Raw genomic sequence first — 14,557 nt, forward strand, 5'->3', positions numbered from 1 at the left:
AGCGGCATCGCGCCCGACCTCGCGCATTGCGCCGAAGGCGCAGCCTTGACGCCGCCGCTGCCGCATGGCTTGGCATTGGCCGTCTTCGACGCCGTCGCAGGCACCTCTGCGCGCCTTCATGGACACCGACGACCCCGGCGGAACCGGATCGCCCCTGTGCGGTTCCGCAACCCGCGGCGGGCGGCACCCGCCTGGGAGGAACCCCATGAGCTTCGCCATCGCGCTCGCCGCGCTCGGCTTCCTGATGCTCGTCGCCTATCGCGGCTACAGCGTCATCCTCTTCGCGCCCGTCGCCGCGCTCGGCGCCGTGCTGCTGACCGATCCCGCCGCCGTGCTGCCGGTCTATACCGGCCTCTTCATGGACAAGATGGTCGGCTTCGTGAAGCTGTACTTCCCGGTCTTCATGCTGGGCGCGGTCTTCGGCAAGCTGATCGAGCTTTCGGGCTTCTCCCGCGCCATCGTCTCGGCCGTCATCGGCCTGGTCGGGCGGGAGAGGGCGATCATCTCCATCGTGCTGGTCTGCAACCTGCTGACCTATGGCGGCGTCTCGCTCTTCGTCGTGGTCTTCGCGGTCTATCCCTTCGCGGCCGAGGCCTTCCGCCAGTCGAACATCCCGAAGCGCCTGATCCCCGGGACCATCGCCCTCGGCGCCTTCAGCTACACCATGGACAGCCTGCCCGGCACGCCGCAGATCCAGAACATCATCCCGAGCGCCTTCTTCGGCACCGATAGCTGGGCCGCGCCCATCCTCGGCCTCGCCGGCGCCGCCTTCATCTTCGCGACCGGCATCGCCTACCTGACCTGGCGCGTCCGCCAGGCCGCCGCGCGCGGGGAGGGCTACGGCACCGGCCATGCGGAGGAGCCGGTGGTGGCGACGGATGAGCGACTCGCGCATCCGGCCATCGCGGTCGCGCCGCTCGTCGTGGTCGGCGTGCTGAACAAGCTCTTCACCGGCTGGATCCCGGCCTGGTACGGCGCCCGGCACGAGGCGGTGCTGGCCGGCCTCGACCACCCCATCACGACGCAGGTCGCGCCGGTCGCGGCCATCTGGGCGGTGCAGCTTGCGTTGCTCTGCGGCATCCTCACGGTGCTGGCCTTCGCCTGGCGGCCGGTCTCGGCGCGCTTCGCCGAGGGCAGCAAGGCCGCGGTCGGCGGCGCGCTGCTGGCCAGCATGAACACCGCCTCCGAATACGGCTTCGGCGCGGTCATCGCGGCGCTGCCGGGCTTCCTGGTGATCCGGGAGGCGCTGTCGGCCATCCCCGACCCGCTGGTGAACGAGGCGATCACGGTCACCGCGCTCGCCGGCGTCACCGGCTCGGCCAGCGGCGGCATGAGCATCGCGCTGGCCGCCATGGCGGAGCAGTTCAAGGCCGCCGCGACCGCGGCCGGCATCCCCTTCGAGGTGCTGCACCGCGTTGCCGCCATGGCGAGCGGCGGCATGGACACCCTGCCGCACAATGGCGCGGTGATCACCCTGCTGGCGGTGACCGGCCTGACGCATCGGCAGAGCTATGGCGACATCTTCGCCGTCACCTGCCTGAAGACGGCCGCCGTCTTCGTGGTGATCGCGCTCTACTACCTGACCGGCCTCTACTGAGCGGGCAGGTCCAGGATGCAGCGGGCGAACGCGTCCGGCGCCTCCTGCGGCACATTGTGGCCCACGCGCGGGATGACCCGGCGCTCATAGGGGCCGGTGAAGAAGCGGGCATGGCTGGCCGAGCCCTCGACCGGCCCGACGCCATCGGCCTCGCCATGCGGCGCGATGGTCGGCGCGGCGATCGGCGGCTGGGTGGCGAGCCGGGCCTCGATACCCTCCAGCGCCGGATCGCCCGGGGCATAGCCGTAGCGGTGGCGGTAGGACTGGATCACCACCTCCACGAAATCCGAGTTGTCGAAGTCGGCCGCGCTCGCCGCGAAGGTCGCCTCGTCGAAATCCCACTCCGGCGACCAGAGCCGCCAGAGCAGCCGCGCGATCCCCGCGCGGTTGGCGGCCAGCCCGGCCCGGCCGCGCTCGGTGTGGAAGTAGTACTGGTACCAGAGCCGATGCTCCTGCTCGGGCGAGGCCGGCCGCGCCGAGGCCGCGATGTCCTGGATGTTGTAGCCGGTGCAGGTGACGAGGCCGGCGCAGCGCTCCGGCCAGAGGGCGGCGAGGATGCAGGCGGCGCGGCCGCCCCAGTCATAGCCGGCCAGCACCGCGCGCGGGATCGCCAGCGCGTCCAGCAGGTCGCGCAGGTCCTGGCCCAGCGCCGCCTGCTGGCCGGAGCGCGGCGTCGCGGCCGAGAGGAAGCGCGTCGGCCCATAGCCGCGCAGCCAGGGCACAATCACCCGCCGCCCTGCCGCGACCAGGGACGGCACGACCGCATCATAGCCGCGCGGGCTGTAGGGGAAGCCGTGCAGCAGCAGGACCGGCGGGCCGTCGGGCGGGCCGTGCTCCCGGTAAGCGATCTCGAGGGTTGGGGTGCGGGCGGTGCGGAGCGTGGCCATGGCCGCATCCTGGGACGGGCCGGGCGGGGCAGGGAAGGGGCGTTGGCCGGCTCCGTTCCGGGTGGCATGGTGCGGCCATGCTCCGTCGCGCCCTCCTCCTCCTGGCCGCGCTTGCCGCCGCCGGACCCGTCGCCGCCCAGACCCAGCCGCAGCCGAAGCTGCCGGAGGAGCCGCTGGCGATCGTCACCCGCGATGGGAAACGCCATGATTTCGAGGTGGAGATGGCGCTGACGCCGGAGCAGCAGATGGTCGGGCTGATGTTCCGGCCGAGCGTCGCGCCGGATGAGGGCATGCTCTTCGACTGGGGCAGCCCGCGCGAATCGGCGATGTGGATGCGCAACACCATCACCTCGCTCGACATGCTCTTCATCGCCCAGGATGGCCGCATCATCCGGATCGCGGAACGAACCGTTCCCTATTCCCTGGCATCGATCGAGAGCCGCGGCCCGGTCCGGGCGACGCTGGAGGTGGCGGCCGGCACGGCGGAGCGGCTCGGGCTGCGGGTGGGCGACCGGGTGCTGCAGCGGATCTTCGGCAATGCGCCCTGACCCTGCCTAAAGCCGCCCTTCAGCGCGCAGCGAGGCGAGGAATTCGCGCACCGGCCCCTGCCACTGGCTGACGGTGGCGATGTCCTCGACGAAGCCGTGGCCATCGCGGGCGGCGGAGGCGACCTCCTCGAAGCGCGCCAGGCCGCCGCCGCGGCGCCAGGCCTCCGCCAGCCGCGCGGCGAGGCCATAGCCGAAATAGGCGTCGTTCGCCGCATAGAGCCAGAGCGTCGGCAGGCCGCGGGCCCCGGGCCGGCCGCCCAGCCGCTCCATGGCCAGGATCAGCCGGTCCTGCCAGCCCTCGCAGAAGCGGCCGCCGGGCGCGGTGCCGTCCCCCGCCCGCAGCCCGCCGGAGAAGCTGACCACGCCGGCGACCGCCGCCTCCGCCCGGCCGGCCGCGGCCAGCGACCCGAACCCGCCGGCCGACTGGCCCGCCAGCAGGCAGCGGCGCGGGTCGAGGAACCCCATATTGGCCACCGCCCAGGTCCGCGCCGCCAGGATGTCGTTGGCCGCGGTGTCGGCATTGTTCTCGAGGTCGAGCCGGTCGCACCCGCCGGTGCCGCCGCGATACTCGCCCTCGGACCCCCCGAAGCCGCGGCGCACCGGCAGCAGCACGGCGAAGCCCTGGCCGGTGAAGAAGCGGCTGGCCGGCAGGTAGCGAGGCCGCTGCATCTGGCGCCGGCCGGCCTCGCCGCCCGGCGGCTGGCCATGGCTGAACAGGACCAGCGGGAAGGGGCCCGGCCCGGGCGGGCGGAACAGCGTCGCCTCCAGCAGCACCGTCTCCACCGCCCCGCGGCGCCGGGGCACGGGAATGCGCCAGACCTGCTCGCGCAATTCCCAGCCCTCGCCGCCCTGCGGCCCCGGGCCAGCGGGCGGCGGCTCGGCGCAGGCGGCGAGGCCGAGGCCGGCGCCGATCAGGCCACGGCGGGGCAGAGCGGGCGCGCGCATCGGCGGACAAAACAGCGGCGGAACGGCAAAGTCCAGCGCCTGCCCATTGCCCCGCGGGCGCCGGGCCCATAGGTTGCGCCCGACGGGGCGTGGCGCAGTCTGGTAGCGCATCTGCTTTGGGAGCAGAGGGTCGCTGGTTCGAATCCAGTCGCCCCGATTCGTGTTGCCAAGGACGACGCATGCCCGGCCCCGCCCAGACCGCCCGCATCTACATGCCGCCCCGGAATGCCATGCAGTCCGGCCGCGGGCGCACCCAGGAATGGGTGCTGGAATTCGAGCCGGGCGAGAAGCAGCGCCTCGACCCGCTGATGGGCTGGTCGGGCTCGGGCGATACCCGCGGCCAGGTCCGGCTGCGCTTCCCCACCCGGGAGGAAGCGATCGCCTATGCCGAGGCGAACGGCCTGCGCTACGAGGTGGAGGAGCCCAAGCCGGTCCGCATCAAGGCCAAGGTCTATGCGGATAACTTCCGCTTCGGCCGGACCGACAACTGGACGCATTGATGGCCGGCGGCGCCGGACGCCGCCACGCCACCCTTACCTGTGCCGCCGCGCCTCGTCCCGGCGGCGTCCGCGCCCGTAGCTCAGCTGGATAGAGCACGCGCCTTCTAAGCGTGGGGTCGCAGGTTCAAGTCCTGCCGGGCGCGCCATCACCCCATTCAGTTCCCAGGCATGAATCTGCGTGATATGTCCCGGCGCGGCCACTCGCCGGCAGGCTGATCGCCGGCCCCGGTTCGCATTGTCGAAGGATCGGGCGGACAGGCACCGGCATGCAGAGTCCCAGTCAGGACGAGGCCGCTTTGGCGTCCGGGCGACGGCGGCTCGCGCTGGCCGTCCTCCTTGGCCTGCTCGCCGCGACCTGGGGCGGCGCGGCCGTGTTCCTGGTCCGCAGCCGTGCCGCCGCGCTGGACGCCGCCTTCGGCTGGGCGGAGGCGCAGGCCGCCATCGCCGGCCAGACGGTCTCCCGCGCCTTCGAGCTCGTGAACGCCCTGCATGACCTGATCCGCATCCGCCAGGCGCTGCTGCGGAAGGGTGACACGGCCGGCGGCCGCGCCATCGAGGCGCATCTGGTCGCGATCGCGGCGGACGACCGCTTCGGCGTGGTCCAGGTCGGCGTGGTCGGGCCGGACGGCATCATGCCCTGGGGCTCCGCGCCGGCGGCGGTCGGCACGTACCTCGCCGACCGCGACCATGTCCGCGATCATGCCTTCGGGGGCGAGCGCGGCCTCGCCATCAGCCGGCCGGTCATCGGCCGCACCACCGGCCGCTGGAGCGTGCAGGTGACCCGGGCGCTTGAGGGACCGGACGGGCAATTCGATGGCGTGGCGATCGTCTCGCTGGATCCCATCGCCCTGTCGGCGACCCTGCAGAAGCAGCTCGACGGCGTCGGGCGCATGGTGGTGGTGCGGCGGCTGCAGGACGGCTCGCTGATCCTCCGCGGGCGCGACCCGGAACAGACCCTCGGGCGGGACCCGAGCCCCGACCATGCCCTCGTCATCGCGGCGCGGGCGGCGCCGTCCGGGCGCATCACCTACAGCAGCAGCCGCGACGGACGGAACCTCCTGACGGCCTATCAGGTGCCGCCGGGCCTGCCGCTGGTCGTCGCCGTGGCCTTCGAACTGAGCAAGGAACTGCGTCCCTGGGGGCAGCAGCGCAATGCCGTGCTGGCCGGGGCCGCCGCCCTGTCCCTCCTCGCGGTCACGCTCTTCACGCTCTGGTCGGCGCGGGAGCGCGTGCGGGCCGGGCAGCAGCGGCTGGCGCGCGAGCGCATCGCGGCCGCGGAGGCGCTGGCGCGGCAGCGGGCGGAGGTCCTGGCCGTGATGGCGCATGAGATCCGCACGCCGCTGACCGGCGTGCTGGGCTTCGGCGAGCTGCTGGCCGCCGGCGACCTGCCGCCGGAGCAGCGGCGCCATGCCGAGCTGGTGGTGGAGACCGGCCGGGTGCTGCTCTCGGTGGTCAACGACGTCCTCGACCTCGCCAAGATCGAGGCCGGGCGCGTCAGCATCGAGCTGCAGCCCTTCGAGCCGGCCGAGGTGCTGCGGCAGTCGCTCGCGCTCAACCGGACGCTGGCGACCGGCAAGGGGCTGCGGCTGGCGCTCGAGCTCGACCCCGCGCTGCCGGCCTGGCTGCTGGGCGATGCGACGCGGCTGCGGCAGATCCTCGGCAATTTCCTCTCGAACGCCGTGAAGTTCACCGAGCGGGGCGGCATCACCCTGCGCGCCCGGGTCCTCGGCCCGGCAGGGCCGGAGGCGGTGCGCCTGCGGCTGGAGGTGGAGGATACCGGCATCGGCATCCCGCCCGAGGCCCAGTTGCGCCTTTTCGGGATGTTCGAGCAGGCGGAATCCGGCCGCCGCCTCGGCGGCGCCGGCCTTGGCCTCGCGATCTGCCGAAGGCTGGTCGAGGCGATGGGCGGCAGCATCGGCGTGGCCTCGGAGATCGGGCGGGGCAGCACGATCTGGTGCGAGCTGCCGCTGCGGAGCGCCGCGGCGCCCGAGAAGGCCGAGGCGCCGGCGATCGGCGCGGGGCCCTCCCTCGACGTGCTGGTGGCGGACGACGTCGCCACCAACCGCGCGCTGATCCGCGCCTACCTGACCGGCGCGGGGCACCGCGTGACGCTGGCCGAGGACGGGATCGCGGCGGTCGCCGCCGCGCAGGAGCGGGCCTTCGACGTCATCCTGATGGACGTGAACATGCCCGGCCTCGACGGGCTGGAGGCGACGCGGCGGCTGCGCCTCGGCGATGGCCCGAATGCCCGCACGCCCATCATCGCGCTCACCGCCGGCACCTCCCGCGAGGAGCGCGAGCAGGCCGAGGCGGCCGGGATGACCCTGCACCTGGCCAAGCCGGCCAGCCGCGCCACGCTGCTGCAGGCGCTGCAGCGGGTCGCCGCGCCGGCGGAGCAGCTCAGCCCCGGATGACGCTGCGGATGGCGAAGCTCGACTGGATGCGGGCGACGCCGGGCATGCGGGAGAGCGCCTCCTTGTGGATGCGCTCGTAGTCGGCGGCGTCGCGCGCCTCGACCCGCAGGATGTAGTCGGAATCGCCGGTCATGAGGTAGCATTCCCGGACCTCCGGGCAGCGCCGCACCGCCTCCTCGAAGCGGCGCATGGCCTCGTCGGTCTGGCGCTCCAGGGTGATCCGCACCATGACCACCACGCCCGGGCGCGGCGCCGTCTCCTCGATGATGGCGGTATAGCCGCGGATGACGCCGCGATGCTCGAGCAGCCGGACCCGGCGCAGGCAGGCCGAGGGGGAGAGGCCGACGGCCTCGGCCAGGGCGGCATTGCTCATCCGTCCATCGGCGCGGAGGAGGCGGAGGATCGCCCGGTCGGTCTCGTCCAGGGGGTGCATCGAATTATCTGCGGAATCTTCGCAGATCATGCGGCATTCCGCCAGATCGAGGCACGGAATTCGACGCTTCGGCGGGAAATTCGCGGGCGCTGGCGCGTAGCCTTGCCAGGACATGAACGGAGGCGGCGATGCGGGTCGTGGTCCTGGGCAGCGGCGTGGTCGGCGTGACCAGCGCCTGGTACCTGGCGAAGGCCGGCCATGAGGTGACGGTGCTGGACCGCCAACCCGCCGCCGGCATGGAGACCAGCTTCGCCAATGCCGGCCAGGTCTCCCCCGGCTATTCCGCCCCCTGGGCCGGCCCGGGCATCCCGGTCAAGGCGCTGAAGTGGCTGATGATGCGCCACCGGCCCTTCGTGCTCTGGCCGCAGCTCGACCACGGGCTCTATCGCTGGCTCGGCCAGATGCTGGCGAACTGCACCGCCGCCGCCTACGGCACCAACAAGGCGCGCATGGTCCGCCTGGCCGAGTACAGCCGCGACGTGCTGCGCGACCTGCGGGCCGAGACCGGCATCGCCTATGACGAGCGGACCAGGGGCACGCTGCAGCTCTTCCGCACCCAGAAGCAGCTCGATGGCGTCGGCGGCGACACTGCGGTGCTCGACGCCTTCAAGGTGCCCTACGAGGTGCTCGACCCCGCCGGCTGCATCGGCGCGGAGCCGGCGCTGCGGCACGTGCAGGGCAAGTTCGTCGGCGGCCTGCGCCTGCCGGGCGACGAGACGGGCGACGCGCATGTCTTCACCCAGCGTCTCGCGGCGATGGCCACGGCGCGCGGCGTGACGTTCCGCCAGGGCGTCACCATCGCGGCGCTGGAGACGGAGGGCGACCGCGTCGTCGGCGTGACCACCTCCGAGGGCAAGGTCACGGCCGATGCCTATGTGGTGGCGATGGGCAGCTATTCGCCGGCGCTGCTGCGGCCGCTCGGCCTGCAGGTGCCGGTCTATCCGGTGAAGGGCTATTCGCTGACGCTGCCGGTCACGGACGAGGCCGGGGCGCCCGTCTCCACCGTGATGGACGAGACCTTCAAGGTCGCCATCACCCGGCTCGGCGACCGCATCCGCGTCGGCGGCACGGCGGAACTCGCCGGCTTCTCGCTCCGGCTGCGCAAGCCGCGGCGGGAGACGCTGGCGCATTCCGTCGGCGACCTCTTCCCGCGCGGCGGCGACCTGGCGCAGGCGAGCTTCTGGACCGGCCTCAGGCCGATGACGCCGGATGGCACGCCGGTGGTGGGCCCGACGCGCTACCGCAACCTGCACCTCAATACCGGCCACGGCACGCTGGGCTGGACCATGGCCTGCGGCAGCGGCCGGCTGCTCGCGGACCTGATGACCGGCCGGGCGCCGGAGATCGCCGCGGACGACCTCGCGCTGTCGCGCTACGCCATGGCTTGACGCCCGCGCCCGGGGGCGGCGACGGTCGCCGCCGCATCGGGAGACGCGCCATGGAGTACCGGACCCTCGGCCGCAGCGGCATCGCCGTGAGCCGGCTCTGCCTCGGCGCCATGATGTTCGGCGGGCCGACCGATGCCGCGACCAGCGAAGGGCTGATCGCCCGCGCCGCGGAAGCCGGCATCAACTTCATCGACACGGCGGATGCCTACAACGGCGGGAAGAGCGAGGAGGTGGTCGGCGCCGCCATCGCCGCAAACCGCCATGCCTGGGTGCTGGCGACCAAGATCGCCAACCGGGTCGGCAAGGGGCCGAACGAGGGCGGGCTGTCCCGCAAATGGGTGATGCAGGGAACGGAGGCCTGCCTCCGCCGCCTCGGCACCGACGTCATCGACATCCTCTACCTGCACAAGGAGGACCACGCGACGCCACTGGAGGTGACGGTGCGCGCGCTCGGCGACCTGGTGCGGGCGGGGAAGATCCGGCATTTCGGCGTCTCCAACTACCGCTCCTGGCGGATCGCGGAGATCTGCCGGCTCTGCGACGAGGCCGGCATCGACCGCCCCATCGTCTCGCAGCCCTACTACAACGCCATGAACCGCCAGCCGGAGGTGGAGCAGATCCCGGCGGCCGTGCATTACGGGCTCGGCGTGTTCCCCTATTCGCCGCTGGCGCGCGGCGTGCTGACGGCGAAATACCGCCCCGGCGAGGCGCCCGAGCCCGGCAGCCGCGCGGCGCGGCAGGACCGGCGGATCCTGGAGACGGAGCTGCGGCCGGAATCGCTCGAGATCGCGCAGAGGATCCGCGACCATGCCGCGGCGCGCGGGACCTCGCCGGCGCATCTCGCCATCAACTGGGTGCTGAACAACCGGCTGATCACCGGCTGCATCGTCGGCCCGCGGACCGGGCAGCACCTGGAGGACTACTTGGCGGCGCTGGACTATCGCTTCACCGCAGAGGACGAGGCGCTGATCGACGGGCTGGTCGCGCCCGGCCATCCCTCGACGCCCGGCTACAACGACCCGCAATACCCGATCGAGGGGCGTGTGCCGGCGACCGGCTGATCCGGAACGCGGCGTGCGTCGCGGGCGATTGCGGATCCTGCCGGTTCAGCCCGGCAGCCTGCTCTTCTTCACGCCCATGCCGCGCATGAAGCGGTCGCGGATCTGCGGCGGGTCGCGCTCGGTCTGCGCCGCCGGGCCCTGTTCGTCGAGCTTCAGGCCGATGACATGCGGGCCGTCCGTCGTCAGGCAGCGGTCCACCAGCCGCTCGAAATCCTCCTCGTCCGCCGCCCAGGCCGCGTTCTCCAGCCCGCAGGCCCGCGCGATCGCCACGTAGTCGGCGCCACCCGCGGCCGGCGTCGGCTGGCCGCCGGTGATCTGGTAGGCGCCGTTGTCCATGACGAGGATGGCGAGGTTGCGCGGCTTCAGCGTGGCGACCGTCGTCAGGCAGCCAAGCTGCATCAGCAGCGAGCCGTCGCCCTCCAGCGCGAAGACCTTGCGCTGCGGCTGCGCCAGCGCGACGCCGAGCGCGATGGGAATGGCGAGCCCCATGCTGCCGAGCATGTAGAAATTCTGCGGCCGGTGGCCGGCGGCCCAGAGGTCGAAATTGCTGTGGCCGATGCCGCCGATGACGGCTTCCTCGCGGGTCAGGCGCGCGACCAGGCGCTTCGTGCAGTCGAAGCGGTACATCCGCTTGGCGTTATGAGCGGTGGTGACCGACATCGCTCAGCCCCCCGCCTTCACGGGCGATGCCTTGCCGCCGGTCAGCAGCGGCGAGAGGATGAGCGTCGCCGGCATCTGCGTCATCAGCGCCTGCCGGATGGTTCGGTCAACGATGAACTCGCATTCGTCGAGGCGGGTGATCACATGGTGCTCCATCGCCAGCGCCTCGAGCGTCGGGCGCATGGTGCGCCAGACCGCAGCCTGGCCCAGGTTGAACTCGCCGAGCGTGCCGCGCTCGCTCACCATCAGCAGCACCGGGATCTGGTAGGCGCAGGGCAGGCTGGCCAGCACATTGGCCAGCGTCGCGAAGCCGCTGGTCTGCATCAGCACCATGCCGCGCATGCCCGCCATGACGGCGCCGGCGACGATGCCGATTGCCTCCTCCTCCCGCGCGGTCGCGAAGGCGGTGAAATACGGGTCGGCATGGATGGCATTGATCAGCGGCTTCAGGACATTGTCGGGCACATAGGGGATCAGGCGCACCTCGTTCGCCTTCAGCACCTCCACCACGATCTCGTGCCAGGCCTGCGCCATCGCCGTTTCCCCGTTCAGTCCGCCGTGATCTTCGCCTGCCGGATGACATCGCGCCAGAGGGGCACCTCCCGCGCCACCCGCGCGCGCAGCCCATCCGCCCCTTCCGGCACCACCGGCACGCCACCGGTGCGGAAGCGGAGCTGCACGTCCGGCCGCGCCAGCACCGCGAGCACGGTCGCGGCGAGGCGGTCGACGATCGGCTGCGGCGTGCCGGCGGGCGCATACATGGCGTTGAAGGTCTCCGACACCGCCTCGGTGACGCCGAGCTCGTCGAGCGTCGGGATCTCCGGCAGGTCGGGCGAGCGGCGCGCGCCGGTCTGTGCCAGCACCCGCGTCTGGCCATTGCGGTGCGCCGTCTCCACCGCGCCGCCCTGAGAGGCCACCAGCACCTCCACCGTGCCGGCGAGGATCGCCTGCACCGCCGGTCCCGCGCCCTGGAAGGGCACGTGCTGCATCTGCAGGCCCGTGCGCAGCTTCAGCACCTCGCCCGCCAAGTGCGGCGTCGTGCCGATGCCGGGGCTGGCATAATTGAAGCGGTCCGGCTGCGCCTTTCCCATGGCGATGAGCTGGTGCAGCGAGGTGATGCCGCTGTCCGTCCGCACGCAGATGAGGTTGGGCGAGGCGCCGAGCGTGCCGACCGGCACGAAGTCGCGGAAAGGGTCGTAGGGTGGATTGCGGTAGAGGCTGACATTGACGACGAAGACGCTGCTGGCGACGAGCAGCGTATGGCCGTCTGGCGCGGCGCGCGCGACATAGCCCATGCCGATATTGCCGCCGGCGCCCGCGCGGTTCTCGACCACCACGGGCTTGCCGAGGATCTCCGAGAGTCCCGGCGCGACGAGGCGGGCGGAGAGATCGGTGGATCCGCCGGGCGGGAAGCAGGCGACCAGGGTGACAGTGCGGTCCGGGAAGATGCCCTGCGCCCGCACAGCGGGCGCCGCAAGGGCCGCGCCGGCCGCCAAGACGCCGCGACGGCCGATCCCGGCCGCTCCGATCCTGGTCATCCGCTCCTCCCGCATGCCGGCCTTTCGCGGCCCGTGACGTGGAGGATAGCAGGGCGGGGCAGGGCGCCAAGGGATCTATGGCGCCCGTGCCTGCCGCCCGCGTCGGCTCAGGCCGCGGCGGGCGTCTCCTGCGGCGGGTAGTTCAGCTCGACCGCGACGCCATCGGGATCGAACAGGAAGAGCTGCGTCTGCCGGTCGCGCGGGATCACCCGCTCCTCGTACTTGATGCCGCGCTGCGCCAGGCGCTGCTTCATCTCGGCGAGGCCCGAGCAGGTGAAGGCGATGTGGTCGAGCAGCCCGGTCGGCCCGGCCTCGCGGTGCTGCGGATGGCTGTCGTCGCTGCGCGGGCCGATCAGGTGCACCGTCGGGTTGTCGCCGACATAGAGCCAGTAGCCCGGGAAGTTCAGCGGCGGCCGGTAGCCGACCGCGAGCCCGAGCACGTCCTCGTAGAAGGTCTTCGTCCGTTCCAGGTCCACGGGGCGGATGGTGTAGTGGTTCAGGCCTTCGAGCGGCATGGCGGGTCCTCCTTGTCGGGCGGGGCGAGATCGGTCCGCGTCAGAAGAAGCGGCCGGACGGGTTCATCCCCAGGAAATGCTGGCCGCACATCTCCAGGTGAGCGGTGCGCCCCTGCACCTGCTGGGCGGAGGCGTGGATGTCGCGCATGCGGCGCTCGAAGGGGCCGCCGGTCATGATCGCGGAGGCGCCGGCCTCGTGATAGGCCCATTCCGCCACCTCCTTGGCGCGATGGATCGCCGAGGTGGTGGCCAGCCGCACCAGCGCGCGTTCGTGCATGGTGATGTGGCCCGTGGCGCGCGAGACCTCCCAGGCCTCGTCCAGCACCTCGACCAGCCAGGCGCCGGCGGAGCGGAGCTTCGCCTCGCATTGCGCGATGCCATTCTGGATCACCTCGCTCTCGCGCATCGGCCGCGTCATGGCCGCCGCCGTCTTGGTCCTCGCCATCTCGACGAAGGCGTCCAGCATGCCGCGGGCAATCCCCATGGAGACGCCGGCGAAGCCGGCGGCGTAGAGGTTGGTGGTGGTGAATTTGTAGAGCGGGCTGTCCACCCGCCGTTCCTCGTCGCTGTCGCGGCAGACCGCGTGCTCCTCCGGCACGAAGAGGTCGTCGAAGGTATAGGTGTCGCTGTTGGTGCCGCGCAGGCCGACCACGTTCCAGACATCGTGGAAGCGCACCTTCTCCCGCCGCACCAGCATGCTGCGCTCGTGCTGGGTGCCGTCGGGATTCTTGCGGACGGAGCCGTCGGGCTCGACGATCTTGCAGTGTCCGCCGATCCAGGTCGCGTGGCGGTTGCCGCTGGCGAAGCCCCAGGTGCCCGAGACCCGATAGCCGCCGGGGACCACCTTCGCGGTGCCGGTGCCGAAGCCCCAGGCGAGGACGGCGCGCGGATCGCCCCAGACCTCCCGGGCCGCCTCCGGCGCCATATAGGCCGCGGCGAAGGAACAGCCGCTGGCCTGGCAGAGGCACCAGCCGGTGGAGCCATCGGCGGCGGCGATCACCTCCTGCATCCGGAAGAAGGCGGAGGGCTTCACTTCCTCGCCATTGTAGGCGCGGGGCAGGAGGGTGCGGAACAGCGCATGGCCGTGCAGCGCATCCAGCACCGCCGGCGTCAGGGCCTTGTCGGCCTCGATCCGCGCCGAGTCCTGCTCGATCAGCGCGGCGATGGACCGGGCGCGGGCGACCGGGTCGGGGCGGGCCCGCATCGGCGTGACCCCGTCCATCTCCAACGCTGCGCTCATCCCTGCCTCCCGCCGTGTTCGGTCGCCCGACCAAATCTCGACGGGACGGCGGGTCCGTGTCAAGGATGCCCTGGCGCGCTATAGGGCGCGCACCGCAACCGCCGGCAGAGGGTAGGCGATTCGACGCATGACGGTGACCGAGAAGACCAGGCCGGCGGCGCAGGAGGCGGCGGCGAGCGTCCGGGAGCGCATCCTGGGCGTGGCGCAGGAGCTGTTCGCGGAGCTGGGCTACTCGGCCGCCTCCACCCGGGCGATCGCCCAGGCGGCCGGCGTGAACCTCGCGCAGCTGCATTACCATTTCGGCGCCAAGCGGGACCTGTTCAAGGCGGCCTATCTCCGCGGCGCCAGCCAGGTGACGGAAGCGCGCAGCCGGGCGCTCGCCGAGCTTCGCGCCGCGCATGAGGGTGGGCCGATCCCGCTGCAAGACCTGGTCCGCAGCTTCGTCACGCCCTTCATGCTGGCCGGCAAGACCACCGAGGGCAGCGCCACCATGCGCATGCATGCCCGGCTGCACACGGAGCCCGACGACATCTCCAAGGAGGTGCTGGGCACGGTCTATGACGAGACCACGCTCGCCTATACCGCGGAGTTCCGGAAGGTGCTGCCGCACCTCTCGCATGAGACGCTGTGCTGGCGGCTCTATTTCATGATGGGCGCCTATCGCTACACGCTGCTGCGCACGGGGCGGCTGGAGGCGATGAGCGGCGGCGCCTGCGACAGCGGCGACTTCGACCGCGCGGTCGCGGAGATCGTGCCCTTCCTCTGCGCCGGCCTCGCGGCACCGTAAGGGCGCCGCGCCGCCGCTCGCGCTAGGCTCGCACCGGCAATGCG

General features: G+C 72.2%; 15 protein-coding genes and 2 tRNA genes. 9 read left to right on the top strand and 8 right to left on the bottom strand.

The window, feature by feature from the left end; translation table 11 throughout:
• Window positions 1-205: 205 nt before the first annotated feature.
• Window positions 206-1,597 (top strand): GntP family permease, encoded by a 1,392-nt coding sequence (locus Q7A36_RS09540; protein ID WP_305103453.1) that lies wholly within the window; start codon window positions 206-208, stop codon window positions 1,595-1,597.
• On the opposite strand, the gene Q7A36_RS09545 is transcribed toward Q7A36_RS09540, so the two are convergent.
• Window positions 1,591-2,484 (bottom strand): alpha/beta fold hydrolase, encoded by an 894-nt coding sequence (locus Q7A36_RS09545; protein ID WP_305103454.1) that lies wholly within the window; start codon window positions 2,482-2,484, stop codon window positions 1,591-1,593. The genes Q7A36_RS09540 and Q7A36_RS09545 overlap by 7 nt on opposite strands.
• Before the next feature lie 77 nt (window positions 2,485-2,561).
• Between Q7A36_RS09545 and Q7A36_RS09550 the strand changes: the two genes are divergently transcribed.
• Complete coding sequence (locus Q7A36_RS09550; RefSeq protein WP_305103455.1) at window positions 2,562-3,032, top strand: DUF192 domain-containing protein; 471 nt, start codon at window positions 2,562-2,564, stop codon at window positions 3,030-3,032.
• Window positions 3,033-3,038: 6 nt separating this feature from the next.
• Here Q7A36_RS09550 and Q7A36_RS09555 read toward each other — a convergent pair whose 3' ends face one another.
• Window positions 3,039-3,977 carry an alpha/beta hydrolase family protein gene (locus tag Q7A36_RS09555; protein WP_305103456.1) on the bottom strand — a complete coding sequence of 313 codons (939 nt, stop codon included), beginning with the start codon at window positions 3,975-3,977 and terminating at the stop codon, window positions 3,039-3,041.
• Window positions 3,978-4,060: 83 nt separating this feature from the next.
• Between Q7A36_RS09555 and Q7A36_RS09560 the strand changes: the two genes are divergently transcribed.
• The 4 genes from Q7A36_RS09560 to Q7A36_RS09575 all read left to right on the top strand — a co-directional run bounded on the left by Q7A36_RS09560 (window position 4,061) and on the right by Q7A36_RS09575 (window position 6,891).
• Window positions 4,061-4,134, top strand: a tRNA-Pro gene (locus Q7A36_RS09560).
• A gap of 22 nt (window positions 4,135-4,156) precedes the next feature.
• Complete coding sequence (locus Q7A36_RS09565; protein WP_305103457.1) at window positions 4,157-4,477, top strand: ETC complex I subunit; 321 nt, start codon at window positions 4,157-4,159, stop codon at window positions 4,475-4,477.
• Between the two features lie 69 nt (window positions 4,478-4,546).
• A tRNA-Arg gene (locus Q7A36_RS09570) sits at window positions 4,547-4,623 on the top strand.
• Window positions 4,624-4,743: 120 nt separating this feature from the next.
• A complete protein-coding gene (locus Q7A36_RS09575) occupies window positions 4,744-6,891 on the top strand; it encodes a hybrid sensor histidine kinase/response regulator (protein WP_305103458.1) in 2,148 nt (715 codons plus the stop codon).
• Here Q7A36_RS09575 and Q7A36_RS09580 read toward each other — a convergent pair.
• Window positions 6,878-7,324, bottom strand: a complete 447-nt coding sequence (locus Q7A36_RS09580; RefSeq protein WP_305103459.1) for an Lrp/AsnC family transcriptional regulator — start codon at window positions 7,322-7,324, stop codon at window positions 6,878-6,880. The two genes, Q7A36_RS09575 and Q7A36_RS09580, sit on opposite strands and share 14 nt — an antisense overlap.
• Before the next feature lie 128 nt (window positions 7,325-7,452).
• On the opposite strand from Q7A36_RS09580, the gene Q7A36_RS09585 reads away from it, so the two are divergent.
• Together Q7A36_RS09585 and Q7A36_RS09590 are read left to right on the top strand one after the other, a co-directional pair.
• Entirely contained in the window at window positions 7,453-8,712 is a 1,260-nt protein-coding gene (locus tag Q7A36_RS09585) for a D-amino acid dehydrogenase (RefSeq protein WP_305103460.1), read from the top strand.
• A 50-nt stretch (window positions 8,713-8,762) separates the two neighbouring features.
• Window positions 8,763-9,773 (top strand): aldo/keto reductase, encoded by a 1,011-nt coding sequence (locus Q7A36_RS09590; protein ID WP_305103461.1) that lies wholly within the window; start codon window positions 8,763-8,765, stop codon window positions 9,771-9,773.
• A 45-nt stretch (window positions 9,774-9,818) separates the two neighbouring features.
• On the opposite strand, the gene Q7A36_RS09595 is transcribed toward Q7A36_RS09590, so the two are convergent.
• From Q7A36_RS09595 to Q7A36_RS09615, 5 genes are all read right to left on the bottom strand, one after another.
• Complete coding sequence (locus Q7A36_RS09595) at window positions 9,819-10,433, bottom strand: thiamine pyrophosphate-dependent enzyme (RefSeq protein ID WP_305103462.1); 615 nt, start codon at window positions 10,431-10,433, stop codon at window positions 9,819-9,821.
• 3 nt (window positions 10,434-10,436) lie between these two features.
• The gene (locus tag Q7A36_RS09600; RefSeq protein WP_305103463.1) at window positions 10,437-10,967 is read right to left on the bottom strand and encodes a thiamine pyrophosphate-binding protein; all 531 of its coding nucleotides are present in this window, start codon (window positions 10,965-10,967) and stop codon (window positions 10,437-10,439) included.
• A gap of 14 nt (window positions 10,968-10,981) precedes the next feature.
• Complete coding sequence (locus Q7A36_RS09605) at window positions 10,982-11,971, bottom strand: Bug family tripartite tricarboxylate transporter substrate binding protein (RefSeq protein WP_305103464.1); 990 nt, start codon at window positions 11,969-11,971, stop codon at window positions 10,982-10,984.
• Between the two features lie 107 nt (window positions 11,972-12,078).
• Window positions 12,079-12,486 carry a VOC family protein gene (locus Q7A36_RS09610; RefSeq protein WP_305103465.1) on the bottom strand — a complete coding sequence of 136 codons (408 nt, stop codon included), beginning with the start codon at window positions 12,484-12,486 and terminating at the stop codon, window positions 12,079-12,081.
• Between the two features lie 40 nt (window positions 12,487-12,526).
• Window positions 12,527-13,726 (bottom strand): acyl-CoA dehydrogenase family protein, encoded by a 1,200-nt coding sequence (locus Q7A36_RS09615; RefSeq protein WP_305103466.1) that lies wholly within the window; start codon window positions 13,724-13,726, stop codon window positions 12,527-12,529.
• 127 nt (window positions 13,727-13,853) lie between these two features.
• On the opposite strand from Q7A36_RS09615, the gene Q7A36_RS09620 reads away from it, so the two are divergent.
• Window positions 13,854-14,513, top strand: coding sequence for a TetR/AcrR family transcriptional regulator (locus Q7A36_RS09620; RefSeq protein WP_305103467.1), 660 nt, complete (start codon window positions 13,854-13,856; stop codon window positions 14,511-14,513).
• Window positions 14,514-14,557 lie beyond the last annotated feature (44 nt).

This window comes from Paracraurococcus lichenis, assembly GCF_030657435.1.
GTDB lineage: Bacteria > Pseudomonadota > Alphaproteobacteria > Acetobacterales > Acetobacteraceae > Paracraurococcus > Paracraurococcus lichenis.

Bases quoted from the DNA above. Each gene is read 5' to 3' on its own strand.
- Q7A36_RS09540 (WP_305103453.1), top strand. From the start codon at position 206: ATGAGCTTCGCCATCGCGCTCGCCGCGCTCGGCTTCCTGATGCTCGTC.
- Q7A36_RS09545 (WP_305103454.1), bottom strand. From the start codon at position 2,484: ATGGCCACGCTCCGCACCGCCCGCACCCCAACCCTCGAGATCGCTTAC.
- Q7A36_RS09550 (WP_305103455.1), top strand. From the start codon at position 2,562: ATGCTCCGTCGCGCCCTCCTCCTCCTGGCCGCGCTTGCCGCCGCCGGA.
- Q7A36_RS09555 (WP_305103456.1), bottom strand. From the start codon at position 3,977: ATGCGCGCGCCCGCTCTGCCCCGCCGTGGCCTGATCGGCGCCGGCCTC.
- Q7A36_RS09565 (WP_305103457.1), top strand. From the start codon at position 4,157: ATGCCCGGCCCCGCCCAGACCGCCCGCATCTACATGCCGCCCCGGAAT.
- Q7A36_RS09575 (WP_305103458.1), top strand. From the start codon at position 4,744: ATGCAGAGTCCCAGTCAGGACGAGGCCGCTTTGGCGTCCGGGCGACGG.
- Q7A36_RS09580 (WP_305103459.1), bottom strand. From the start codon at position 7,324: ATGCACCCCCTGGACGAGACCGACCGGGCGATCCTCCGCCTCCTCCGC.
- Q7A36_RS09585 (WP_305103460.1), top strand. From the start codon at position 7,453: ATGCGGGTCGTGGTCCTGGGCAGCGGCGTGGTCGGCGTGACCAGCGCC.
- Q7A36_RS09590 (WP_305103461.1), top strand. From the start codon at position 8,763: ATGGAGTACCGGACCCTCGGCCGCAGCGGCATCGCCGTGAGCCGGCTC.
- Q7A36_RS09595 (WP_305103462.1), bottom strand. From the start codon at position 10,433: ATGTCGGTCACCACCGCTCATAACGCCAAGCGGATGTACCGCTTCGAC.
- Q7A36_RS09600 (WP_305103463.1), bottom strand. From the start codon at position 10,967: ATGGCGCAGGCCTGGCACGAGATCGTGGTGGAGGTGCTGAAGGCGAAC.
- Q7A36_RS09605 (WP_305103464.1), bottom strand. From the start codon at position 11,971: ATGACCAGGATCGGAGCGGCCGGGATCGGCCGTCGCGGCGTCTTGGCG.
- Q7A36_RS09610 (WP_305103465.1), bottom strand. From the start codon at position 12,486: ATGCCGCTCGAAGGCCTGAACCACTACACCATCCGCCCCGTGGACCTG.
- Q7A36_RS09615 (WP_305103466.1), bottom strand. From the start codon at position 13,726: ATGAGCGCAGCGTTGGAGATGGACGGGGTCACGCCGATGCGGGCCCGC.
- Q7A36_RS09620 (WP_305103467.1), top strand. From the start codon at position 13,854: ATGACGGTGACCGAGAAGACCAGGCCGGCGGCGCAGGAGGCGGCGGCG.